The sequence below is a fragment of the Neobacillus sp. plas4 genome, from assembly GCF_057221695.1.
Window position 1 is genome coordinate 3089483 of the sequence record NZ_CM170152.1, and the last position, 22333, is coordinate 3111815.

The following is a 22333-nucleotide window of genomic DNA, read 5'->3' on the forward strand; positions in this document are numbered from 1 at the left end:
TTTTCAGTTGTACATCCTAACATCTGAAATGAATCTTACTTTTTTTCAAAACGAATAAGTTTATCAGGATTTAGGGTAATATACATTTCTTTAATACTACAATCGTCGCCTATATAAAAACAAATAATACTATGAAGGGAACTATTCACATAATTGACGATGGCTGGCTGACCATTGACATTTTTGATATCAAAATTAAACCCTTCTGGTGCTTTTTTAACAATACCGTACAAAAATGCCAAAACATTGGACACTGTACATACTGGGCGAATGGCTGCCTTAACCTTGCCGCCGCCATCCGAGTATAGTGTAACATTCTCAGAAAGAAGCTCTAACAGTGCACCTGTATTTTGAGTCTGAAACGCTTCGATAAAGAGATGGATGATCGATTTATTCTTCTCGTAATGAAGGCTCTCATTCTCCACTTGTGCAATCTTTTGCTTCGCTCGGCTGAATATTTTTCTACAGTTTTCTTCTTTTTTTTCTATCATACTCGCAATCTCCAAATAGGAGAAATCCATTACCTCTCTTAAAAGCAGGACGGCTCTTTCATCCGGTGACAAATGTTCCATCATCCGTAAATAGGCGATACTCAACCCTTCATTCCGAAGAACATATTTCGCTGGATCAAAATCTGCTGAGGATTCTAGCAATAATGGCTCAGGGTTCCATGGACCAACATACTGTTCTTTTTTAAACCGTGCTGATTTTAAAACATCTAGACAGCGGTTTGTCATCATTTTACAAAGATATGCTTTCTTATTGTCTATCATTTGCTGATCCATTTGATACGCTTTTAAAAAGACTTCCTGCATGACGTCTTCTGCTTCCACTATAGAGCCTAACATCCTGTATCCGATGGAAAATAGTAAAGGTTTATACAGTACATAATCCTCGTTACTTATTTGCACGATTATCACCTCAGTGCTTCTTGAATGATTGCTTCAGCTGCTTGTTTGCCGCTGCTGACAGCACCTTCTGATAAAATATAGTCAGGGGAAACCCAGTCTCCTGCTATATATAATCCCGGAATCTCTGTTTTAGAACGATGGAGCACTTCCTCATCACCTACTTGTGGCAATCGCTGGTTAACCGTTATTTGCGGCATAAACCGTCTTGTAATCACAAAGTTTTGCCAGCCAGGCTGCCATCTTTCTAAAAATTGTTCCAGTTCTATTTTTACAGTATTTCCATCTATCACATCATCAGGGTGGTAGTATCGAAATACATGCAGAATAGTGCTTTTACCGTCCTGAGAGAGTCGTGCTGCAGTTGAATGAACAGAATAGTAGAGCGGATCTGATAGACCTAGTGCGAATGAGACCTTTGGGTTCGGCAGCTTTGTTAATGCAACATCTAAGGTCGCACCTTTTACGGCGGTAAAACGATTCTGTAGAGTCGGCCGCAATTCGTCCAGCAATTGGCACAGTTCCTCTGGACCGGTTGTACAAAGTACATACTTCGTGAGAAATTCCTCGTCATTTGATAGCATTACTTTATAATCATCTTCAATCCTGAATAATTTTTTTACCGTTGAATGGCGTAGTACTTGAACACCGGAGATGACGGCTTTGTTGTGAAGTTGATCCATCATTGCCTGCCATCCGTTGTCTAAATAAAGTACACCACCTGTGACAAGCTGTAAGTGAGAAAGAATAACTTTTGCGCTGACCAATTCTGGGGCATGACAATAGGTCGAGAGCCGCCCGAGCGAATAGAGCAGAGACTGGACTTTTTTAGAGTGTGCTGTTTGCTTCACCCATTGTTCGAAGGTAAGCTGGGCTGCCTTTTCCTTATCCACCATCATTACCTTCATTAGTACCATAACCCATTCCATCTTTTCCTGCCAATTTAAAAGCGTAGTTGTCAATACGCCAAAAGGATAGAAGGGAGCAGCATAGTCGATATTGTTTTCTACTAAAGTGCACCCGATTTTCGGTGAATTTCCACTTAGGTTCACACCTAATTCCTCGAGAATGTGTTTGGCCACTCCTTTTTTATACAGAGCATGTGGGCCAAGATTGAAATATTGCTGTTTCATCATATCACTTCGAGCCCTCCCGCCAACCTTATTTCCCCGCTCCACTAGTAAGATAGAGAAACCAGCTTTAGCTAAATAATTGGCTGCTACATACCCTGAAAGCCCGCCGCCAATAATGACCATATCCCATTTATTCGTCATATAAAAAACCTCCATCTATTCATTCATCACTCATAACGACTACGGGAGGTACTATGTGACAGAACTTTTTAAAAACGTTATAAAAAGAATGAAAGGTAGCTTTCAGTGGGGTATGATTACTATAATAAGTACGGATAAAAAAAGGTGGTTTATACGTTGAAAGTTCAATGGAATCTGTTTATCGCGTTTTTTAGATCTGGAATGTTAGGGTTTGGAGGCGGACCCTCGACGATTCCACTTGTACATAAAGAAGTGGTCGGTACCTTTAAATGGATGGATGATCAAGAATTTAGTGAGGTATTAGCTTTGGGCAATACACTTCCGGGACCCATTGCGACAAAGATGGCTGGCTATATTGGATACCGTGTTGGGGGAGTTATGGGCTTGATTACCGCGCTTTTTGCCACTGTTTTGCCCACAATTCTATTAATGGTCCTGTTATTAACGTCATTTAAACAATTTAAAGACCACCCGAGGGTACAGGGAATGACCGCCGCCGTCGTCCCGATTGTTGGAGTAATGATGGGAGTATTAACCTGGGAGTTCTTTAAAAAAACAAAGGCTGGCTTTGGATGGAAATGGGGTCTGATTCTTCTTGTTGGGTGTTTTTTCGTGATGGAAATTCTCGATGTTCATCCAGGGATTGTGATTGGATTGCTGCTTATTGCAGCTTTCATCATGCCAGAGAAGAGTAAGAAGGAGAGCCTATGATTTATGTACATATTTTTATTGCCTTTTTAATACCGGGAATTCTTGGCTACGGCGGCGGTCCTGCTTCCATTCCATTAATAGAACACGAGGTCGTAACACGTTATGGATGGATGACGACCAGTGAATTCAGTGAAATATTAGCAATTGGAAATGCTCTGCCAGGTCCAATCGCTACAAAAATGGCTGGCTATATTGGCTATGAAGTAGGAGGGGTACTTGGTTCAGTGGTAGGTGTATTTTCCACGATTACACCATCCTTGTTCCTAATGATTGTTCTGATGAGGCTAATTTTTCAGTACAAAGATTCTCCAAGGGTTAAGAGATTGTCAAAAATCGTTTTACCAGCCGTTGCTGTTCTCATGGGAACGCTGACTTTTGACTTTTTTCAAACTTCCTACGCCTCCAATGGGATTTGGGCAACCCTGATGATTGCGATTATAAGCTTTTTGCTTTTGGAAAAATGGAAGGTCCATCCTGCATACGTCATCATTGCTGGTTTAGCTGCAGGTGCGATTTTTTTAGGTTAAAGGTAGTGATATAACACTCTATCCATTCATACTTTTATAATTTTTTGGAAATATTATCTTTGATGTATGAATAGGGGGTTATGTTATGAATGATAAAACAAATATCCGGTTAACTGCAGCGGAAATGTCTAGCTTATGGTCTCAGTATATTAACGATACGCTGGCTGTTTGCGTTAGTACATATTTTTTACAAAAAGTTGAAGATGAAGAAGTAAGGCCAATTATTGAAAAAACGATAGAATTAGCGAAAAAACACCTTTCTATTATGACGGACATCTTTGAAAAAGAAGAATTTCCGATTCCTTACGGATTTACAGAGGATGATGTAAATCCTGATGCACAGAGGCTTTTTTCTGATACATTTGTTTTATTGTATTTTAAAAATATGTCTATCCTTGCAATGGCTGCTAGTTGTGCCGCGTTAGGATTAGCTACACGGCCAGATGTTGTTTCGCTTCATACCGTTGTTTTAAATTCTTCCCTTACTTTGCAAACTTTAACAAGAGATTTAATGTTAAAACAGGGAACGTATGTAAAACCTCCCTATATTTCCATTCCGAACAAGGTAGATTTTGTAAAGAAACAGCACTTTTTAGCAGGGTTTTTTGGAGATAAAAGAGCCCTCACTTCTATTGAAATCAGCCATTTGTTTCTAAATGTTCAAACCAATGCCATTGGGAAGGCGCTCATGATTGCGTTTGCCCAAACTTCTAAAGATAACGAGGTGAAACAATTTCTGGAAAGAGGAAAACAAATTGCCCAGAAGCATGTTGATATTTTTAGTGAATATCTGAAAAAAGAAAACTTACCAGCTCCTATGATATGGGATTCCGCTGTTACCGATTCAACCACTTCTGTATTCTCGGATAAACTCATTATGTACCATGTATCGGCCATGATTGCAGCAGGAATCGGAAATTATGGAGCATCCATGGCCGCAAGTCCTAGAAGAGATTTAGGGATGAAATATGCTTCGTTAATCCCAGAGATTTCGTTGTATGCAGAAGACGGGGCAAATATTATGATCAAACACGGATGGCTGGAAGAACCTCCTCAAGCAGATGACCGTGAACAATTAATAAATTGAAAAGTCTTAATCAACCATTCCTAATCAACTCGAAATTTCTTAATAGGAAAGAACGAATGTTATAGAGATGTCTTTAACATTCGTTCTTTTTTTTGAGGGATTCGCTATTTTTCCATTGTAATTACTACTTTTCCTTGCATATGGCCTTCTTCAAAATACCTGAAAGCTTCGGGAACTTCCTCCAATTTATATGTTCGATCAATAACAGGCTTTACTTTTCCGTTTTCTATGAGTTCTTTCATCACAACTAAATCATTTTGGTTTGCCCTTTGTAGAAAGCTGCCCATTTTTTTACCCGAAGTTATTGAAATCCATGGCCCCAATGTGAGGGCTTGGAACATTTGAGCTTCTGAGCCGCCAACATGAACAAAAATTCCATTCTGGTTTAATGATTGCTTATAGGCTGAGAGGGGTTGACCACCATTAACACCAACTATCAAGTCATATTTCTGATTGTTTTCGGTAAACTTCTCCTTTTTGTAGTCAATGATATGATCTGCTCCAATCGAATTCAGAATGTCTACATTCCTCGTACTGCATACTCCCGTTACTTCTGCCTCAAATGATTTGGCTATCTGAACCGCAAAGGTCCCGACACCACCAGAAGCACCATGAATCAATACTTTTTGTCCCGACTGAATCTTTCCTTTATCACGAAGAGCCTGTAAGGCCGTAACTCCCGCCATCGGTGTCGCTGCTGCTTCCTCAAAAGACAAATTGGCTGGTTTTATTGCTAATGCCTTTTCCGGAACACACGCATATTCTGCAAAACTGCCCCAGCCAACACCTGACAGATCCCCAAACACTTCATCGCCAGGTCGAAACTGAGTAACGTCTTTCCCAACAGACTCAACCACCCCAGCAAGGTCTCCTCCAGGAATGGAGAATTTTGGTTTAAATAGACCAAAAGCAAAACGGGCTAAGAATGGTTTTCCTCTTAAAAGAACAAGGTTTCCATAATTCAAGGAAGCAGCATGCACTCTTACAAGCACTTGATTGTCTTCCGGGATAGGCCTTTCGACATCTGCTAATTTAAGAATATCAGGGGGACCATATTGGGTACTAAGGATCGCTTTCATCGTTGCCTCCTATTATCAATTCTCATACATGCATTTCAAGACACCTAAATAAAAATATATTCCTATTTAAAGTTATTCATGTTCAAAAGCCGCTAATCTTTTCTAAACGAAATGATAAGGGTTTGGAGAAGACAGTGATGTAAGCATTACTATATAAAAAGAAATAAAAATATTTTTTGAAAAATTAAGCCGAGCTTTTGAAAACGTTTAAGGCCTTGATAAACAAAGATTTAAGAGGTTAGTGAAAACAGAAAGGAATCCGTTTTCATAGGGGGGAATGTGACAAAAGTGTGAAAAAATAATGGTTGACCCTAAGAAAAAAATTTTGTTATAGTTACAAACAGACCGGTTGGTATGGTGGAGGTGTACTACGGGAATGGACACAAAATCGCTGATAATTGACATCGCGACAACACTTTTCCAACAAAAAGGATATATAGGAGTAGGTTTAAACGAAATTTTAAAAACATGTAACATTTCAAAAGGTTCACTCTATTATCACTTTCCAAATGGAAAAGAAGAATTACTGATCGCTTGCCTTCAAACATTAGAAGAAAGTATTACGAAGGACATCGAGGAAATTTTTGAACAGTATCCTTCAACAATTGAGGCAACTATGGCCATGATTGAAAAATTAATCGTTACCTTTGAGACGGAAGGAACCATTTCTGGATACACCTTCAGCTCTATCGTCAGTGAAATGGCTACCTTAAGTGGTCCAGTCCGAGAAGCATGTGCTCATTTGTATCAAAAAATCCAAGAAATTTATTTCTATAAATTACGAGCAGATGGATTTTCAGCAGATCAGGCACATTCAGTTGCTCTCATGATGACAGCATCCATTGAAGGTGGAATGCTGCTTTGCTTAACACAAAAAACCAGCGAACCACTAAAAGTTATTTCACATGCACTACCAAAATTTTTTAGATAAAAAGGGGATATGTATGAGTACTCAAATTCAAGTAAAAAATCCTAAAATGATGGCAGCTATCTTAATGCTGGGTGCCTTTATTGGATTATTTGGTGAAACAGCTTTAAATATGGCTTTAACAAATGTAATGGAACAATATTCCATTACAGCTGCAACTGCACAATGGCTGACAACAGGCTATTTATTAACATTAGCAATCTTAGTACCGATTTCAGCTCTTCTAATGAAATGGTTTAGCACGCGCCAATTAGTGATTGGGGGACTTGTCATTTCGATGGCAGGGGCGGTTCTAGCTGCAGCCTCTCCAAATTTCGCAATCTTAGAAATCGGACGTATTGTCCAAGCGATGGGAACAGGTATTATCATGCCAGTCATGGTGAGTGTTCTTTTAGTTATTTTCCCGATTCATAAACGTGGTGTTGTCATGGGGATTATGGGTCTTGTTATTACACTAGGACCAGCCTTAGGACCAACTCTTTCCGGGGTTGTTATTAGTACGTTAGGATGGAACTATATTTTCTGGTTCAGTGCCGCTTTTTATGTAATTTTGACTCTTCTTGCTGTAGCAAAAATTGTAAATGTTGGCGAAATTACAAAACCAAAAATTGATGTTCTGTCGATTGTTTTATCAACAGTAGGTTTTGGCGGATTAATTTATGGGTTGGCTTCTATGGCAGGAGCTCCTTTCTCAGCTCCGATCGTATGGGCACCTTTGCTTGTAGGTATTATCGCCATCGTTTTATTTGGAATTCGTCAAAATTCGATGGATAAGCCAATGGTTAATTTAGATGTCTTTAAGTTTCCAATGTTCACTTTAGGAACAGCGATGATGTTCTTAAGTATTTTAGTCATTTTATCAACTGGAATTCTATTGCCGATGTATTTAAAGGGATCACTATTATTTAGTGCTGCGGCAGCAGGTTTATTATTACTTCCAGGTAATGCCGTAAACGTGATTATGTCACCAATTGTTGGATCACTATTTGATAAAATAGGACCAAAAAAATTAGCAGTCGCTGGATCGGTCATTGTATTGATTGGAAATCTTATTTTTGCTGCAACTATTTCAGCAACCACACCTGCTTGGCAAATCATCGTAGCATTTATGGTTTTATTCTTTGGATTAACGATGGTAACAATACCATCGCAAACAAATGGGCTCAATGCATTGCCGCGTGAGTTATATGGAGATGGCTCAGCAGCAATGAATACATTGAACCAAGTAGCTGGTGCAGCAGGGACAGCCATCGCAATTACGCTGTTTACAGCTGGTCAAACTAATTTCGTTGCGGATACTCCGGATGCGGCACAAACGGAAGTATTAGCTGCCGGGGTTAAATATACTTTCTACTTTGTTACAGGAATTTCAGCAGTTGCATTATTATGTTCTTTCTTTATGAAGAAACCAAGCGAAAGTTTGGGAAAATCTCCAGCTGCTGTAAAAGCAACACAACCCGTACGAGAATCGTAGAATTATATAAATTAACAAAAACCATTTGTAAAAGTAATTTTTACAAATGGTTTTTTTATCGTTCTTTTTATGATGAAATAATTTTTTTCGAGATGTTATGGATTATGTCTCCACGGCTGAGTACACCTACGACACGGCCAGCCCCGTTAACCACAGGAAGTTTTTTGTAATGGTGCCGGGATAATAAACGAATTGTATCTTCAAACTCTTCATCGGGTGATACGAAGAGGATGTTTCTTTTCGTCATAATTTCCTTAACAGGTGTATCCAGTTTTTCTATCAAAATATCCTCAAACTCGCCATCCTCGATGATATAAACTAGGCCTGCAACACCTAATGGCTTAGGGGATAGGTAGCGCAAAACGTCCCCATCAGATACAATTCCCACTAGATGATCTCTATCATCCACCACTGGCACGCCGCCAATTCGATTTGAATTGAGTATTTGTAACAATTCTTTAACTGTATTCGAAGGTTTCACAGTAAAAACTTTCGTAATCATGAAGTCTCTTACTTTCATTTCTATCCCTCTCTTCATGTTGGAACCGCATTCATTATCGTATAAAAGTAGTTTAACATAAATAAACCACTTCTCATAAATGAAAGTTTGTCTTAAAAGTGATTTTTCCTATACTGATAGGGATAAATAGACGATAGGTTACCTTATAAGCAGGAATAATGATAAAAATCCAGAATTAGTATATTCATATCATGAAACAAGAGGAAGGTATAGAAATGAACAGGAAAATATCACTTATTCGATCTACCCATTTAGCTCAAGTTGATTATGCCTATGCCAGCCATATTCCTGCAGGAATGGATTTACTATTTTTAGCGGGGGCCTGCCCACTTACAAAGGAGGGGCATGTACCTGAATTCAGTACAATTGAAATGCAGGCAAAGCTTTGTGTGGAGAATTTGATAGAGGCCTTGAGTGAATGTGGCGCTGCAATAAATGACGTCGTCTATACAAGAGTTCTCGTTGCTACACATCATCAATCTGATTTGGTCACTGTATGGGAAATTATAAGAAAAGAGTTTGGTGATCATGATGTACCCAGCACCTTGTCCGGTGTTACGGTATTAGGATTTAGAAATCAATTGGTGGAAATCGAAGCAGTAGCTGCAGTAGATTCAAGATAATATGAATATGTTACTCATTTTTTATTGATGTAAAGTGATTTTTTGCGGATATTACACAGAAAAAAGTCTTGTCTTTAAGGGGAGAAAGTAACATGGATTACAATTCACCGGAAGAATCAGCATTATAAGTGAAACGGTGGGCTAAAAATGCCATAGCAGCAAGTCGCCGTCATACAGTTGGTCTTAGGATTGACGGTACTGTAAGGGCTGTGGGTGATAATAACTCCCACAAATCAAGCGTATTTCTTGTTTTAAGCATGGCCTGTCTATTATTCGAAAGAGCATTGACAAAGGCAGCAGAATAGATCTTATTCTGCTGCCTTTGTCATATTTAAAACAACACCATTAGTAAATGGTTTATATTCCACAACAAAAGATAATTATAGTGAGGTAGAGTGCTTTCCGAAAGGTAAAGTAGCATCAATAAATTCCTCAAGTTTTTTCACTGATTCCGTTACGACCTTTACTAAATAACAGTACTGACCTGCTTATCAATGCCATTCTAATACTAGTGGATGTTCTTTGCAAAAATCTCTAAATTCTTTCCTTATTTCTTACCGAATAAAATAAATGCTGTTACATTTTTATTGAGTTTGGTCGTCGTGAGAACTGAAATTATTTAAAATTGTATTATATTCTTGGTCACTAATAACCCCTAATATTTTACATAAGTAGGAATTTAATAAGATTTTTTTCTTTATTCGTTTAGATGGAGACATTCGTATCACTCCCTTTATATAATTATATTTCACTCCGTCAAAAAAGTTTCCTTTACCCAAAAAAATGCTGATTGAAAAGTGCTTCCTTTTTCATTTATTTTTCATAATAATAGAAATTGCTCCATTTTCTAACTTTTCACTATAATTTTGCTATTCCGCCTATTATGTAAGCGCTTTTACGTGAAGAGATTCACATGTATAATGAAAGCATAAGAAATTCCATTAACCCTAACTGGAGGAATCAAGGATGCTTACACAATTATTTCTTGAATTCAAAAACTGGTGGTTTGGCGAGACAATGTATGATGATGTAATGGAAGAATTTGAACGAATTGAGTCCAAGCATACAAGGGTGCATCATGATGAAGATATATATGAAACTATTCGTGTCCATTAATTAATCATTTCCAAGAAGACTTCTACGATAAGAGGTCTTCTTTTTTAATCTGGTGAAAAATGTGCAGGGAAATAACGCTACAATAAAATGTGTTCCGTTTTCGCCACATTCATGTAAGGTTTTCTATGCTATTCTTATATTACGAGAATTATTAAATTAATGGAGGGTTAAGAATGAGCTGTGGTTGTTCCTCACATATACGAGATGGAAGAGACATCGTTGATCACGTTAAAAGTAAAGGGAAGGAAAATTTGGCCCCAGCAGTCGTACATGAGATTACCTGCGAATGTGGAGAAACCTTTACACTAGAAACCGTTATAATGAATTGCCCAAATTGTGAAATGACCTATGCAGTCACACCATGCAGTTCAAGTGATATCAACAATATCAAGCAGGCTGGAATAAAATACGCTTAAAGAATTAGGTTGCTGCGGCAGCCTATTTTTATTGGACATGACGCATTTAGTACTTGAAAATTTGCGAACCATTTTTTGATGAATTTAACTATATTTGTAATTATAGGAACAATGGAATAACATAAATTTAAATAAAAAAGAAAGGGTGATTATATGAATGAGGTTAATTTGAATACAATCCACCCAAAAATTAGACAACTGCTTTCCTTTGCCACTTTTAATGTGGAGCAAGAATTTGAAAAATATAGAAATTTACCTGCCAGAAAACTATTTAGTTTTGAGTTTAAAGGTGAAATTGTTGGTTGCATAGGCATTGAATCTAAAAGCTCAATTGAATGTGAAATTAAACATATCGCCGTAGCTAAAAACCTAAGAGGAAAAGGGATTGGCAGCAAAATGATAGATTTAGTTCGGAACATTATCAAGTGATTTCTGCAGAGACAGATCATGAAGCAATAGATTTTTATCGAAACTATGGGTTCGAGATAACGAGTCTTGGTGAAAAGTATCCTGGTGTAGAACGTTTCTTATGCAAATATAAGGTAGATTTGTAGGGAATAGAGTGTAAACCCATTTATTGAATATAATGATTGAGGTGTAAGGTATGTTAAAAAATGAAATTACAAATCTGTTGCATATTGAATATCCTATAATACAAGCTCCAATGGCGGGCGGAGTAACCACTTCGAAATTAGTAGCAGAGGTTTCAAATTCCGGCGGTCTAGGGATGATTGGAGCAGGATATTTAACTCCTAAACAAATGCGAGAACAAATAAGAGAGATAAAACAGTTAACATCAAACTATTTTGGTATAAACCTATTCGTTCCTATTGAATTTAATAGTAATGAGAAAGAGATTAAATCAGCTGACGATCTATTGCAGCCAATTAGAAAGAACCTGAATTTACAACAAAAGGATACACTAGAGATTCCAAACTCTAGGAATCTAGTAGAAACATTTTTTGAACAAATTAAAGTCATACTAGAAGAAGAAGTTCCAGTTTGTTCCTTTACCTTTGGTGTTCCTAGTATGGAAGTAATTAATGAGTTAAAACAACATAATATTATTTTAATCGGAACAGCAACAACAGTTGAAGAAGCGATTGAAAACGAAAACAAGGGTATGGACATTGTTGTGGTTCAAGGCAGTGAGGCTGGAGGACATCGTGGAAACTTTATCCATGAGAATCAGGAGAGCTTAATTGGTTTAATGTCACTTGTCCCACAGGTTGCTGATAATGTGAACATTCCTATTATCGCTGCTGGGGGAATAATGGATGGGAGAGGTTTAATGGCTTCTATTTGTTTGGGTGCAAAGGGTGTACAAATGGGTACGGCATTCTTAACTTGCATAGAAAGTGGAGCACCTATGATACATAAACAAGCAATTCTTCACTCCAAGGAAGATCAGATTGTCTTAACACGAGCCTTTTCTGGAAAATGGGCAAGAGGGATTAAAAATAAATTTATCGGAGAAATGCAGAAGTATGAAAATGAATTACCAGATTTCCCAATTCAAAATACTCTTACACAGCCAATTAGAAAAGCAGCAACTTTGCAAAATAATCAAGACTATATGTCTCTATGGTCTGGTCAAAGTCCTAGATTGGCTAAAAATCAAACAGTTAAAACATTGATGAAAAATATAATGGATGAAGCTGAAAGTTTAAAGTTGTTCTAAATAATTAAATTTCTGTAAACGATCTCCACAGTTTTAATTAGAAATAATAATACAAACAAGATAATATTGTGTTCAAAAACAAATTTCCCAGATTAGTGGAAACCAAAAAGGAAGACAGAATAATTTTCTTCTGTCTTTTTCTTTACTGTTTGGGTAAAGTTAACTGGAAAAACACTTTATCTATAGCAGTGGCAATTAGAATACCTGCAGTATATCGAATAAGATCCAATGAAATGAATCCTTTACCTAAAATCAATGCACCAAACAGTGTTCCGCGGATTTGATTAATCCAATCCGCCTGATAAAGCTGACTAAATTCAATGCCAAAGCTAAACATAAAACTAAGAAAGATTGCGAATAACAACCCCTTATTAACAAATAAGAAGCGAAATCCAAAATATACCATCATAGCCCAAAGGATATCTCCAGCATTATTCACTATGAATGGTGTAAGCAGATCACTTAATTTTCTAGAGGCTAAACCCAATAAGATAGTAATAAAAACAGCTATTATATAAACCCCACGCCCTTTACTGCCAGTGAGGTAGTTCCATTTAGAAATCATTAGATCACTCTTCTAAAGTATAATCTTCATTTATTTCCATTATAGGTGTATCTTTTAAGTATACAAGTATTAATTGATAGTATCTAACAAAATGGGAGATTTAAGTGGACACATATTATGAGAATATATTTAAAGAGAGCGAGATATAAAAAGTGAAAATCATTGGCATTGATTTATCCGGTCCCAGTAATCATAAGGATACTGTTTTGACCGTATTTGAAAAACGGGATCATCAATTAAATTTCGTAAAATTATTACGTAATATAAGCGACATGGAAATAATAAAAGAAATTGATGAACAAAGCCAAATTGATGAAGTCGTGGTCGGAATAGACGCACCTTTGTCATATGAGGATGGTGGTGGGGACAGGTTAGGCGATAAATTGTTGAGGCAGTTTATTATTGCATTAGGCATGAAATCTGGGTCCATCATGCCCCCAACTTTTAATCGCATGGTTTATTTAACTTTGAGAGGAATTAAACTTACGAGAGAATTAGAAAACCTTTCTAATATAAATCCAATCTCGATTGTCGAAGTGCACCCAGGTGCTGTTATTGGCTCTAGACTTCATCGAGAGGAAGTAGAGTATGTCTTGAACTACAAACAGGAACAGAATCAAGCTGCGAGAAGTTTTCTTAGAAATTGGATGATAGATCAAAACGTAACAGGACTTCCAATGTTTATAGATTTAGAAAGCCATTTCATAGACGCCTGTGCAGCCGCATTAGGTGCATGGCATTGGAAGGATCCAACGTTCCAACCCAGATGGCTGCTGCCTGCCAATCCGCCATTACATCCTTATGATTTTTGTTGTTAATAATAAAATTGTGTTAGAAAAATGTGACAATTCTTGTTCTAAATAGTATAGTAAAATCGTTATCTAATGAAATGGCATTTTAAGAAAGGAGTCTTGATTTATGAAATTTTATATCGTTGATGTGTTTGCCGAAAACAAATATGAGGGTAATCAATTAGCTGTATTTCTTCCAGAAGAGGAGATAGATGCTGCTGAAATGCAAAAAATTGCAAGAGAAATCAATTTTTCGGAAACGACTTTTATTATGTCTGGTTTAAAGGAAAATGGGGGGTATGATGTGAAAATTTATTCCCCTGATTCTGAACTACCATTCGCAGGACACCCGACCCTTGGTACAGCCTACGTCATCAAAAACTTATTGGAAAAAACTGAAAAAGCTGAAGTCAATTTAAATCTTACCGTTGGGCAGGTTCCGGTTGTTTTTGAAGATCAATCTGCTTGGATGACGCAGAATCAACCTGAGTTTGGTAATGAAGTAGAGATTGATAGAATCGCCGCCGCCCTTCAAATTAATAAAGAAGATATTAATACTGAGTATCCTATTCAAGTTGTATCAACGGGATTACCAAGCGTTATTGTAAATTTGAAAACATTGGACGCTGTAAGTCGTTGTAAAATTAATCATCGTGCCTATGAGGATCTATTGGCGGATATTGGGGATGTAAATCTACTTGCTTTTACCACTGAAACTGCAAGCCCTGAAAATGATCTTAACGTAAGATTATTTATGCCTATATCCGGATATCTCGAAGACCCTGCAACTGGAAGTGCAAATGGCAATTTAGCAGGCTATTTATTAGAACATAACTTTTTTAATTCTAAGGAAATTAATTATTCTGTCGAACAAGGGGCTTTTATTGGAAGACCATCTATACTAAAAATAAATGCCAAAAAGACAGAGGATAACTTTCTCATCCAAGTAGGCGGTAGTGTGTTTGTTATTGCAGAAGGTAAGTGGTATTAATAGGGGGCTGCTTGGGCTCCTGTTTTTTTAAATGGCCCAATAAAGATAGATATAGAAAGTCCCAAGTGAATGCAAGCACTTGAGACTTTATTCTTTATCTATTTATTCCCTTTTGACCAATGACAATCTTATATAACCATCACAAGTCATTCCCAAATCACTTGTAAATCCTCCTGGAAAGATAGCGATGTGTGCTGTATCAATCATACTATTATCTGATCTATAACGAATATCGCGTTTTTCCAATTTAAGTTGATCATCAAGATATATTTTTAAAACACCATCCTTATTGTTGCCTGTATTTAATTTTACCTAGTATTTGATTTTATGAGGTTTATCGTCTGTTACGTATCCCAGCGTTGCTCCAAACTATCGCCGAAATTTTGTGGTAGACGTAAGGAATCATAGAGTAACGAAAGTAAGATGTAAACTAGAATGAAAGGATATGATTATGCAAACATTGCCACAAACACAACCTGTAAAAAAATACATACCTCTAACGTTTTATGTTGTTTTTTTGGGGTATTTGGTTTTTGGATTTTCCGAGAATATAAAGGGACCTGCGATACCCAAAATGCAGACAGAGTATGGAATAGATGAGTTGCAGGTGGGCTTTCTGTTGGCCATTAATTCGATTGGGTTTTTACTAGCTTGCAGCTTTACAGGGGCTTTTTCGTCTAAGTTTGGCAGTAAGCTTACAAGTTTACTAGCTTTTAGCTCCATGACGTTATCAGGTGTTTTCATCTATTTTTCTAGTACTTTCGAGCTTTTTTCCGTTTCTTATTTCATTATGTATTTAGGTAATGGAATGTTGGAAATTGTATTAGCGATTTTGGCAGCTAGAGTATTCACTAAAAATACTGGGTTTATGATGAATTTATCGCATTTCTTTTATGGACTCAGCTCAACCGCAGCACCTCTTATGGCGGCAGGGTTAATGGGAATTTCTTTTTTCGGAAGTGGAGAGCTGGGGTGGAAAGGCATGTACTTATTTATGCTGTCCCTATGCATTATCCCTATGATTCCAGCGTTTTTTACAAAATTCCCTGAGGATACTGCAAACATTGAAAATCAGCTGCCATTTAAAAGTTTTTTGAAGGATCGCGTAGCATGGTTCATCATCATGATTCTATCTTTTGGAGTTATAGCTGAGCTTTCGATTGCAGGCTGGCTCGTTAACTTTCTCGAAAGGTCTTATCATTGGAGTTCTGCAGCAGCATCTTCAATGTTATCAATCTTCTTCCTTTGCTTTATGGTTGGAAGATTACTCCTAGGTATTCTAACGGATAAAATTGGATTTATGCTGTCTATTATTATTTTTTCTGCACTAGCTGGTATTTCTACCATTTTGGCAACTTTGTTCGGTCCATCTGGAGTATGGCTTTACGGTGTTTCCGGTTTTGGTATTGCACCTGTTTATCCGACCGTTATGGCCTTGCTGGCCAGAAGATACCCGAATGGAATCGGAGCAGCGATTTCGGTTACCGTTACGATTATGGGAATCGTCGTTGTGATTGCGAATCTATTCTTAGGTGCTTTTATTGAATATTTCAAACAAATATTCACGAGCTTTCTCGGCGCTGAAATGGGATTAATGAGAGGATTTCAAGCTGGGTTTATTTTCATAGGCGTATGTGCATTATTATGTTCGGTCTTTAGTATTGTTTTGTATCGCTATTTACAGAAACGGAATGAGGTAATGTGAATTAAAGTGAGGTGACTAGTGGGTTTGCCTTATAATACATTTGTTGTCTGACACAAGGATTGGGATGATTTTGACCGATATTCTGTGCAGCGAAGATTTTGGGGAAGAATAAGTTTATGACTTTTCCCGAATTACAGTGGAGAAGGGGTTTTGGGGAAGAATCAAATGAGAATTCTCCTCGAAATTTGAAGAGGACTGGGACTTGAGTCAGAATCATCGAGTTATAGTAACTACCCCCGAAGGTTAAACAAGGTCACGTATCGCTGCAATACGTGACCTAATAATAATTATTCTTAAAACAATTTCATTTGTTCATCACTATGCTGTTCTCTATTTTCTTCCATTATATAGCCCATAGCTTTATAACCACTAAGCCGTTTTTGAAACATTGTTTTTAAAATAGGCACGTTATCATCAACATAATCAAAAACTTTTACCTCTTGCTTATTGGAATGGTTCCTGTGCAACCGTCCTACATATTGTTGAAGGGTACCTCTCCACGATATTGGCATGGATAAGAACAATGTATCTAATCGAGGGTCATCAAATCCTTCGCCAATGTATTTTCCTGTTGCAATTACTAGCCGTTCTTCGTTATCAGGTATCTTTTCTAGTCGCTCTAGTTCTAGTCTTCGACTCTTTTTACTCATGTTTCCAGTAAGGATGATTATATTTTTTGCAAATCCCTTAAATTGTTTATGAAGGACCTGTAAATGTTCAATTCTTTCCGTCAAAATAATAGGGGAGCGTCCCTTTTCTAATTCATTCAGTACATCATCAAACAGTAATTGATTTCGATGGATATCTTTTGAGATGGATTGATAGATTTCTTGAATGTCTTTTGAATTAGACCTGAAATTAGTTTTTCGGTGTATTAATGTGTGTTTAAATGGTCTAATTTTTGCTTGTATTTTTGCATCGGTTTTATATCGGATTGGTCCACACTGCATAAAGATAATTGGATGGAGCCCATCTTTTCTTATTGGAGTAGCAGTAAGGCCATACACATACTTAGCACGTACTTGTTTTAACACTTTTTCAAAACTAAAAGCTGAAATATGATGACATTCGTCAACAATAACCTGCCCATATTGAGTAATTAAGGATTTTACTTCACCCTTCGAATTAAAACTTTGAATTGTTGCAACATCAATTTGACCAGTTATTTTCTTTTTGCCACCTCCAATTTGGCCTATTTCTTGAGGAGACATTCCAAGAAATATGGCTAGCTTTTCTATCCATTGTTGTAATAATTGAGTCCTATCAGCAATTATTAATGTATTCGTTTTTCTTTTAGATATAAGTGCAGCAGCTGTAACCGTTTTGCCGAAACCTGTTGAGGCTGCAAGAGTACCATTTTCATACTTCATTAGCTCTGATACAGCTTCTTCTTGCTGGGATGTTAGTTGTCCATTAAAGTTTGCTTCAATATTTTCCCCTTCATAATTGTTGGTGGTTAAATCCATTTTAATTGAATATTCTTTGAATAACTTTTCTAATTCTGCATAACAGCCTCGCGGTAATATTAGTATATCGGGTTTATCATCAAAACAACTAATTACTCTTTGTATTCCGTAGGTTGATAACCTCCTTGACTGTGCTTTATAGAATTCAGGATTTTTAAAAGTTGCTAGTAACATGATTTTTGATAATACTGAAGAAGGAATTCCTTCCTTACTTATATGGAGCCCATTTTTTATATCAACTTTAACTGTATTTGGAGTTGATAATAAAATTGGTGTTTCCTTAATTTGTGATTGAATAGGGTATTTTAGTGCTGATAAGACTTCTTGTTTACTCATTTTTTGTATTGAAGACAAATACAACCATTGGTCTTGAAAGGGAATGAAGTTTTCATCAACAAAAACGCTATTACCATTATTCTTTGAATGAAGTTGTAGTGGTAAAGCAATTAGATTTCCGAATCCACCCCTAGGGAGAGTATCCTGATTAGGAAACATTCTATCGAAGGAATCAATCCCAATCTGGTGCCGCTGTTCAAGAGTTTTTGTTAAGAGTTGCATACCTAGTTTTCTGGCTAAAGAAGCTGGAATTTTCTCGGAAAAGAATATCCAAACATGTGCACCATTTCCAGATCTAGAGCGTTCAATATATGCTGGAATATTAACTTTTTTACATACACCAACAAATGCTAAAACATCTTGTTGCCAATTTTGCTTATCAAAATCGAATGCCAGAAAAAAGCAGGTTTCATCTTGAAGTAGTGGGTAAAGCCCCACTGTTTTTACTCCACTCAAATGATTATATAGTACTTGATTGGTGAGTGGAGATAGCTTACGATGTTGGCATTTAGAACATTTTATCAATGGTTTTTGACAAACAGGCTTTTGCCATTCTAAATCACAAGCTGGCGTATAACCGCTCTTACCATCATTTGACTCCCAACGATAAGCAAAGACATCCATTCTGCCCTTAAACAAACTTTTAAAGAGGTTAATTTTTTGCTCTGGCAGGGATCTATTACTAATTATCTCATCTCCATAGGAGATTTCCTCGGTTTTTTCTCTCTGATGTATTAGGTTTGATAACAACTTTTTTAAATAGGTATTTTCTTTTTTTAATAGCTCTATTTCTTTTAATAGAAGATTATTTTCCACTTTAAATCCCTCTAGATAGTTTTGTATAATTTTATTGTACAGTATTTACTATGCTTAATTCAAAGTGTGGATTAGTGGGGGATTATGATGAAAATCAAAGTAACTGATTTAAAAAAACAATTAAAGAACTATGATCAAAAGGAACTAATTGATTTAGTGGTCGAAATGTTCAAAACAAGCAAAGAGATTCAAAACTTCTTGTCTAGTAAATTTCTTGGTGACGAAGCGATAGAGGTGCTTTTTGATCAGGCTCGAAAAAAAATAGAGAATGAGTTTTTTCCGGATAGAGGAATTGGGAAGCTTGGACTAGCAGAAGCAAAGAAAGAAATTACCGCTTTTAAAAAGGCGACAAATGATGAAAAAGGTACGGTAGATTTAATGCTTTTTTATGTGGAACAAGGTGTGGAATTTACTAATTCTTTTGGAGATATTTCTGAAAGTTTTTATTCTAGTATGGTGAAAATGTTTGATCAAGTAGCAATAGAATGTGACCAGGATGAGGACCTGTACAGATCATTTTCCGCTAGACTTTATAATGTCGTTTCTAATGCACCAGAAGGCTGGGGATTCCAAGAAGCGTTATGGGATTCATACTACACGATTGAATGGGTTATTGATGAAGAGGACGAAGAAGATGAATAAAGAAAATAGGAATATTAATATAAACGGATAATTTACAAATCAAGGTAAAACTCGGATCATTGTGCACCTAGTTTAAAGAAAACTTCGATTATGTGGATTGAAAAGAAATTTAGGAAAATCGATTCACATAAATAGCTCATGAATCCCCAAATTGTGGATTTTCTAAAAAACGGGCCTCATAAAGCGTTCATGAAGCCCCAAATTATCTGTTTCCCAATAAATAGTCCACATGAAGCATTCATGAATACTAAAAAAAGATTACTAGAAAAAATGGCTCCCATAAATATTCAGTCGCTTAAATAATAAAACCCCAAGCAGCCAACCGCGACTTGGGATTTTCCTTCCATTTTACAAATACGGACTCTCATGCTTTGCCTTTAGCATATTCCACCTGCGATCTACCTCTTTATCAAACATCTCCAACATGTCCTTGCTGTTCTCATTGAGCAAATGTTTCGTTTTGCCCATTAGCTTCAACCATTCTGATACAGCTAATCGTTTATTTTTACTTTCAGGATCGTAGGTAAGTGTGGTGATTCCATGCTCGACTTCATAGAGAGGGAAGAAGCACGAATTCACGGCAGCCTCAACAATTGTCTGACCCAGCTCATCTTTTGATTTCCAGTTCAATGGACAGGTAATTAAGATTTTGCCGTAAACCAAACCTTCATTATTAGCATACCATTGTGCTTTGGCCGCCTTCTTTAAGAGATCGCGGTCAAACGCTTCTGTTCCTGTAAAGACATATGGAATATGAGTTGCTGCCATAATTTGCGCCGTATCCTTGTGATGAAATGGCTTACCGTTTTGGAAACCGCCAATATTGGAGGTGCTTGTCATATGTCCCATCGGTGTTGAATACGACAGCTGACTTCCCGTATTCATGTAGCCTTCATTATCATACTCAAGGATAATCATTTTATGGTTCCGTAGGGCGGTTCCAATGGCTGGACCCATCCCAATATCCATTCCGCCGTCACCCGTCACCATGACGAAGGTGAACTCATCACTAAGTCCCAATTCTTTTAATTCACCACGTCTTTTTCTTTCATGGAACATTTCTACTAGACCGGAGAGGGTAGCAGAACCATTTTGGAAAAGGTTGTGGATGTATGTTGCTTTATGGGAACTGTATGGGAAACCTGTCGTAACAACCATAGCACAGCCAGTATGGAATAGGGCAACAATATCTCCTTCAATTCCTTTGAAAAACAACTCCAAACCAGAGAAAATCCCGCAGCCTGGGCAGGCACCATGTCCAGAAGCCAGGCGTTTTGGTTTCTTCGTTAAGCTCCGTAATGGTGGAATCTTCACTTTTAGTTCACCTGTTTTTTCATCAGGCGTTACCGTGATTAAACCGGTATTTAAGTCTTCTTTTTTCATCGGATTTAAAACGCGCTTTGGAGCAAATTCCGGCCTCCCAGGATTGTGTCCAAAATAATCAAATTGCCTATCAGCATAACCCTTTTCCGCGGCAGCTATAGCTAATTGGAAAAATTGTTCTGCATCGTCTGCATAAAAATCCTTGCCGCCTAATCCGTAAATTCTGTTAATGACCTTGGTATGGGCATTTCCAACGGTTTGCAAGGCTGCTCGTAACTCAAGCGCCATGTTTCCGCCATGTGCCCCGTACGAGTCGGCACGATCTCCAACAGTAACGGCCTTAATATTTTTCAAGGATTCCGCTATTTGCTTTTGCGGGAAGGGACGGATCATATTAGGGGAAATCACTCCCGCTTTAATCCCTTGTGATCGAAGGGTGTCAGCCACGTCTTTACAAACCTCAGCAGCGGAATTCAACATAAATACGGCAACTTCTGCGTCCTCCATGCGATATAAATCAAGGATTGGATATTCTCGTCCCGTTAAGGCTGCATATTCTTTCGAAATTCTTTCAAAAACTTCCTCCGCTTTATACATCGCTTCCGATTGTTGAAAGCAGTTATTGATATAATCAGGTTCATTCATATAAGGACCGATGGTAACTGGATTTTCACGATTTAAAGCATGAGGGAAGTTCCTTGGAGGCTCCCCAATAAATTTTTGAACATCGCTTCTATTTTTTATCACCTGAACGCGCCGTTTTTGGTGAGAGGTAAAGTAGCCGTCAAAGGAAACGATTACTGGAAGTCTGACCTCAGGATCTTCTGCTAGTTTAATAGCAAGTATGTTCATATCATAGACAATTTGCGGATCACGGGCCATTAAGATTGGCCAGCCGGTATTTAAAGCAAAATATAAATCAGAGTGATCACCATGGATATTTAAAGGGCCGGAAACAGAACGATTCACTAAATTTAATACCATTGGAAATCGGGTTCCGGATTGAACAGGGAGCTGCTCTAGCATATAAAGGAAGCCATTGGCACTTGTTGCATTAAACACGCGACCTCCGCCAGTTGACGCACCATAACATATTCCTGCCGAACCATGTTCACCATCAGCCGGAATCAACACGATATCATGTTCTCCTCGGGCTTTCATTCCATCTAGGAATTGAGCCACCTCTGTAGAAGGTGAGATAGGGAAGTACCCCATAACATGATAATTAATTTGGTGTGCGGCATAAGCAGCCATTTCATTGCCGGATTCAAATACAAAACTTTGTTCAACTGTTTCATTTTTAGATGTGAGCTTTTCTTGGTTTATATCGATGGACATCTTGATCCCGTCCTTT

At 37.4% G+C, this 22333-nt stretch carries 22 protein-coding genes; 15 read left to right on the forward strand and 7 right to left on the reverse strand.

Going from position 1 to position 22333, the window contains the following annotated elements:
• Window positions 1-35: 35 nt before the first annotated feature.
• Together AC2TFD_RS15340 and AC2TFD_RS15345 are read right to left on the reverse strand one after the other, a co-directional pair.
• Window positions 36-911, reverse strand: coding sequence for an RNA polymerase sigma-70 factor (locus AC2TFD_RS15340; protein ID WP_484673462.1), 876 nt, complete (start codon window positions 909-911; stop codon window positions 36-38).
• Window positions 912-916: 5 nt separating this feature from the next.
• Window positions 917-2182: a phytoene desaturase family protein gene (locus tag AC2TFD_RS15345; RefSeq protein WP_484673463.1), complete on the reverse strand. Its 1266-nt coding sequence runs from the start codon at window positions 2180-2182 to the stop codon at window positions 917-919.
• Between the two features lie 156 nt (window positions 2183-2338).
• Between AC2TFD_RS15345 and AC2TFD_RS15350 the strand changes: the two genes are divergently transcribed.
• The 3 genes from AC2TFD_RS15350 (at window position 2339) to AC2TFD_RS15360 (ending at window position 4507) form a co-directional block, all read left to right on the forward strand.
• A complete protein-coding gene (locus AC2TFD_RS15350; RefSeq protein ID WP_484673464.1) occupies window positions 2339-2893 on the forward strand; it encodes a chromate transporter in 555 nt (184 codons plus the stop codon).
• Window positions 2890-3420, forward strand: coding sequence for a chromate transporter (locus tag AC2TFD_RS15355; RefSeq protein ID WP_484673465.1), 531 nt, complete (start codon window positions 2890-2892; stop codon window positions 3418-3420). Before AC2TFD_RS15350 ends, AC2TFD_RS15355 begins: the two co-directional genes overlap by 4 nt.
• Window positions 3421-3505: 85 nt before the next feature.
• Complete coding sequence (locus AC2TFD_RS15360) at window positions 3506-4507, forward strand: DUF3231 family protein (protein WP_484673466.1); 1002 nt, start codon at window positions 3506-3508, stop codon at window positions 4505-4507.
• Between the two features lie 104 nt (window positions 4508-4611).
• On the opposite strand, the gene AC2TFD_RS15365 is transcribed toward AC2TFD_RS15360, so the two are convergent.
• Entirely contained in the window at window positions 4612-5586 is a 975-nt protein-coding gene (locus tag AC2TFD_RS15365; protein ID WP_484673467.1) for an NAD(P)-dependent alcohol dehydrogenase, read from the reverse strand.
• A gap of 376 nt (window positions 5587-5962) precedes the next feature.
• Between AC2TFD_RS15365 and AC2TFD_RS15370 the strand changes: the two genes are divergently transcribed.
• Both AC2TFD_RS15370 and AC2TFD_RS15375 read left to right on the forward strand, forming a co-directional pair.
• Window positions 5963-6517: a TetR/AcrR family transcriptional regulator gene (locus AC2TFD_RS15370; RefSeq protein WP_484673468.1), complete on the forward strand. Its 555-nt coding sequence runs from the start codon at window positions 5963-5965 to the stop codon at window positions 6515-6517.
• A 13-nt stretch (window positions 6518-6530) separates the two neighbouring features.
• Entirely contained in the window at window positions 6531-7988 is a 1458-nt protein-coding gene (locus AC2TFD_RS15375) for a DHA2 family efflux MFS transporter permease subunit (RefSeq protein WP_484673469.1), read from the forward strand.
• A 67-nt stretch (window positions 7989-8055) separates the two neighbouring features.
• On the opposite strand, the gene AC2TFD_RS15380 is transcribed toward AC2TFD_RS15375, so the two are convergent.
• Window positions 8056-8508 (reverse strand): CBS domain-containing protein, encoded by a 453-nt coding sequence (locus tag AC2TFD_RS15380; RefSeq protein ID WP_484673470.1) that lies wholly within the window; start codon window positions 8506-8508, stop codon window positions 8056-8058.
• A gap of 215 nt (window positions 8509-8723) precedes the next feature.
• Here AC2TFD_RS15380 and AC2TFD_RS15385 point away from each other — a divergent pair, with 215 nt between their 5' ends.
• The 6 genes from AC2TFD_RS15385 to AC2TFD_RS15410 all read left to right on the forward strand — a co-directional run bounded on the left by AC2TFD_RS15385 (window position 8724) and on the right by AC2TFD_RS15410 (window position 12344).
• Window positions 8724-9131 carry a RidA family protein gene (locus tag AC2TFD_RS15385; RefSeq protein ID WP_484673471.1) on the forward strand — a complete coding sequence of 136 codons (408 nt, stop codon included), beginning with the start codon at window positions 8724-8726 and terminating at the stop codon, window positions 9129-9131.
• Between the two features lie 128 nt (window positions 9132-9259).
• A complete protein-coding gene (locus AC2TFD_RS15390; protein ID WP_484673472.1) occupies window positions 9260-9436 on the forward strand; it encodes an RCC1-like domain-containing protein in 177 nt (58 codons plus the stop codon).
• 661 nt (window positions 9437-10097) lie between these two features.
• Window positions 10098-10247 carry a hypothetical protein gene (locus AC2TFD_RS15395; protein ID WP_484673473.1) on the forward strand — a complete coding sequence of 50 codons (150 nt, stop codon included), beginning with the start codon at window positions 10098-10100 and terminating at the stop codon, window positions 10245-10247.
• 173 nt (window positions 10248-10420) lie between these two features.
• The gene (locus tag AC2TFD_RS15400) at window positions 10421-10663 is read left to right on the forward strand and encodes a hypothetical protein (protein WP_484673474.1); all 243 of its coding nucleotides are present in this window, start codon (window positions 10421-10423) and stop codon (window positions 10661-10663) included.
• A gap of 153 nt (window positions 10664-10816) precedes the next feature.
• Window positions 10817-11092 (forward strand): GNAT family N-acetyltransferase, encoded by a 276-nt coding sequence (locus AC2TFD_RS15405; RefSeq protein ID WP_484673475.1) that lies wholly within the window; start codon window positions 10817-10819, stop codon window positions 11090-11092.
• Window positions 11093-11267: 175 nt separating this feature from the next.
• Window positions 11268-12344 (forward strand): NAD(P)H-dependent flavin oxidoreductase, encoded by a 1077-nt coding sequence (locus AC2TFD_RS15410; protein WP_484673476.1) that lies wholly within the window; start codon window positions 11268-11270, stop codon window positions 12342-12344.
• Between the two features lie 142 nt (window positions 12345-12486).
• On the opposite strand, the gene AC2TFD_RS15415 is transcribed toward AC2TFD_RS15410, so the two are convergent.
• A complete protein-coding gene (locus AC2TFD_RS15415) occupies window positions 12487-12909 on the reverse strand; it encodes a ribosomal maturation YjgA family protein (RefSeq protein ID WP_484673477.1) in 423 nt (140 codons plus the stop codon).
• 152 nt (window positions 12910-13061) lie between these two features.
• On the opposite strand from AC2TFD_RS15415, the gene AC2TFD_RS15420 reads away from it, so the two are divergent.
• The 3 genes from AC2TFD_RS15420 to AC2TFD_RS15430 all read left to right on the forward strand — a co-directional run bounded on the left by AC2TFD_RS15420 (window position 13062) and on the right by AC2TFD_RS15430 (window position 16396).
• Window positions 13062-13727, forward strand: coding sequence for a DUF429 domain-containing protein (locus AC2TFD_RS15420; protein ID WP_484673478.1), 666 nt, complete (start codon window positions 13062-13064; stop codon window positions 13725-13727).
• Between the two features lie 100 nt (window positions 13728-13827).
• Window positions 13828-14691, forward strand: a complete 864-nt coding sequence (locus tag AC2TFD_RS15425) for a PhzF family phenazine biosynthesis protein (protein ID WP_484673479.1) — start codon at window positions 13828-13830, stop codon at window positions 14689-14691.
• A gap of 451 nt (window positions 14692-15142) precedes the next feature.
• Window positions 15143-16396 (forward strand): MFS transporter, encoded by a 1254-nt coding sequence (locus AC2TFD_RS15430; protein ID WP_484676328.1) that lies wholly within the window; start codon window positions 15143-15145, stop codon window positions 16394-16396.
• A 293-nt stretch (window positions 16397-16689) separates the two neighbouring features.
• Here AC2TFD_RS15430 and AC2TFD_RS15435 read toward each other — a convergent pair whose 3' ends face one another.
• Window positions 16690-19014: a TOTE conflict system archaeo-eukaryotic primase domain-containing protein gene (locus AC2TFD_RS15435; protein ID WP_484673480.1), complete on the reverse strand. Its 2325-nt coding sequence runs from the start codon at window positions 19012-19014 to the stop codon at window positions 16690-16692.
• 87 nt (window positions 19015-19101) lie between these two features.
• Between AC2TFD_RS15435 and AC2TFD_RS15440 the strand changes: the two genes are divergently transcribed.
• Window positions 19102-19656, forward strand: coding sequence for a DUF6155 family protein (locus AC2TFD_RS15440; protein WP_484673481.1), 555 nt, complete (start codon window positions 19102-19104; stop codon window positions 19654-19656).
• A gap of 348 nt (window positions 19657-20004) precedes the next feature.
• Here the strand turns inward: AC2TFD_RS15440 and AC2TFD_RS15445 are convergent, their stop codons facing one another.
• The gene (locus tag AC2TFD_RS15445; protein WP_484673482.1) at window positions 20005-22317 is read right to left on the reverse strand and encodes a thiamine pyrophosphate-dependent enzyme; all 2313 of its coding nucleotides are present in this window, start codon (window positions 22315-22317) and stop codon (window positions 20005-20007) included.
• Window positions 22318-22333 lie beyond the last annotated feature (16 nt).

What these genes read in the sequence shown, in the direction of transcription:
- AC2TFD_RS15345 (WP_484673463.1), bottom strand. Translation starts at nt 2,182, where the DNA reads ATGACGAATAAATGGGATATGGTCATTATTGGCGGCGGGCTTTCAGGG.
- AC2TFD_RS15355 (WP_484673465.1), top strand. Translation starts at nt 2,890, where the DNA reads ATGATTTATGTACATATTTTTATTGCCTTTTTAATACCGGGAATTCTT.
- AC2TFD_RS15360 (WP_484673466.1), top strand. Translation starts at nt 3,506, where the DNA reads ATGAATGATAAAACAAATATCCGGTTAACTGCAGCGGAAATGTCTAGC.
- AC2TFD_RS15365 (WP_484673467.1), bottom strand. Translation starts at nt 5,586, where the DNA reads ATGAAAGCGATCCTTAGTACCCAATATGGTCCCCCTGATATTCTTAAA.
- AC2TFD_RS15370 (WP_484673468.1), top strand. Translation starts at nt 5,963, where the DNA reads ATGGACACAAAATCGCTGATAATTGACATCGCGACAACACTTTTCCAA.
- AC2TFD_RS15375 (WP_484673469.1), top strand. Translation starts at nt 6,531, where the DNA reads ATGAGTACTCAAATTCAAGTAAAAAATCCTAAAATGATGGCAGCTATC.
- AC2TFD_RS15380 (WP_484673470.1), bottom strand. Translation starts at nt 8,508, where the DNA reads ATGAAAGTAAGAGACTTCATGATTACGAAAGTTTTTACTGTGAAACCT.
- AC2TFD_RS15385 (WP_484673471.1), top strand. Translation starts at nt 8,724, where the DNA reads ATGAACAGGAAAATATCACTTATTCGATCTACCCATTTAGCTCAAGTT.
- AC2TFD_RS15395 (WP_484673473.1), top strand. Translation starts at nt 10,098, where the DNA reads ATGCTTACACAATTATTTCTTGAATTCAAAAACTGGTGGTTTGGCGAG.
- AC2TFD_RS15400 (WP_484673474.1), top strand. Translation starts at nt 10,421, where the DNA reads ATGAGCTGTGGTTGTTCCTCACATATACGAGATGGAAGAGACATCGTT.
- AC2TFD_RS15405 (WP_484673475.1), top strand. Translation starts at nt 10,817, where the DNA reads ATGAATGAGGTTAATTTGAATACAATCCACCCAAAAATTAGACAACTG.
- AC2TFD_RS15410 (WP_484673476.1), top strand. Translation starts at nt 11,268, where the DNA reads ATGTTAAAAAATGAAATTACAAATCTGTTGCATATTGAATATCCTATA.
- AC2TFD_RS15415 (WP_484673477.1), bottom strand. Translation starts at nt 12,909, where the DNA reads ATGATTTCTAAATGGAACTACCTCACTGGCAGTAAAGGGCGTGGGGTT.
- AC2TFD_RS15425 (WP_484673479.1), top strand. Translation starts at nt 13,828, where the DNA reads ATGAAATTTTATATCGTTGATGTGTTTGCCGAAAACAAATATGAGGGT.
- AC2TFD_RS15430 (WP_484676328.1), top strand. Translation starts at nt 15,143, where the DNA reads ATGCAAACATTGCCACAAACACAACCTGTAAAAAAATACATACCTCTA.
- AC2TFD_RS15440 (WP_484673481.1), top strand. Translation starts at nt 19,102, where the DNA reads ATGAAAATCAAAGTAACTGATTTAAAAAAACAATTAAAGAACTATGAT.
- AC2TFD_RS15445 (WP_484673482.1), bottom strand. Translation starts at nt 22,317, where the DNA reads ATGTCCATCGATATAAACCAAGAAAAGCTCACATCTAAAAATGAAACA.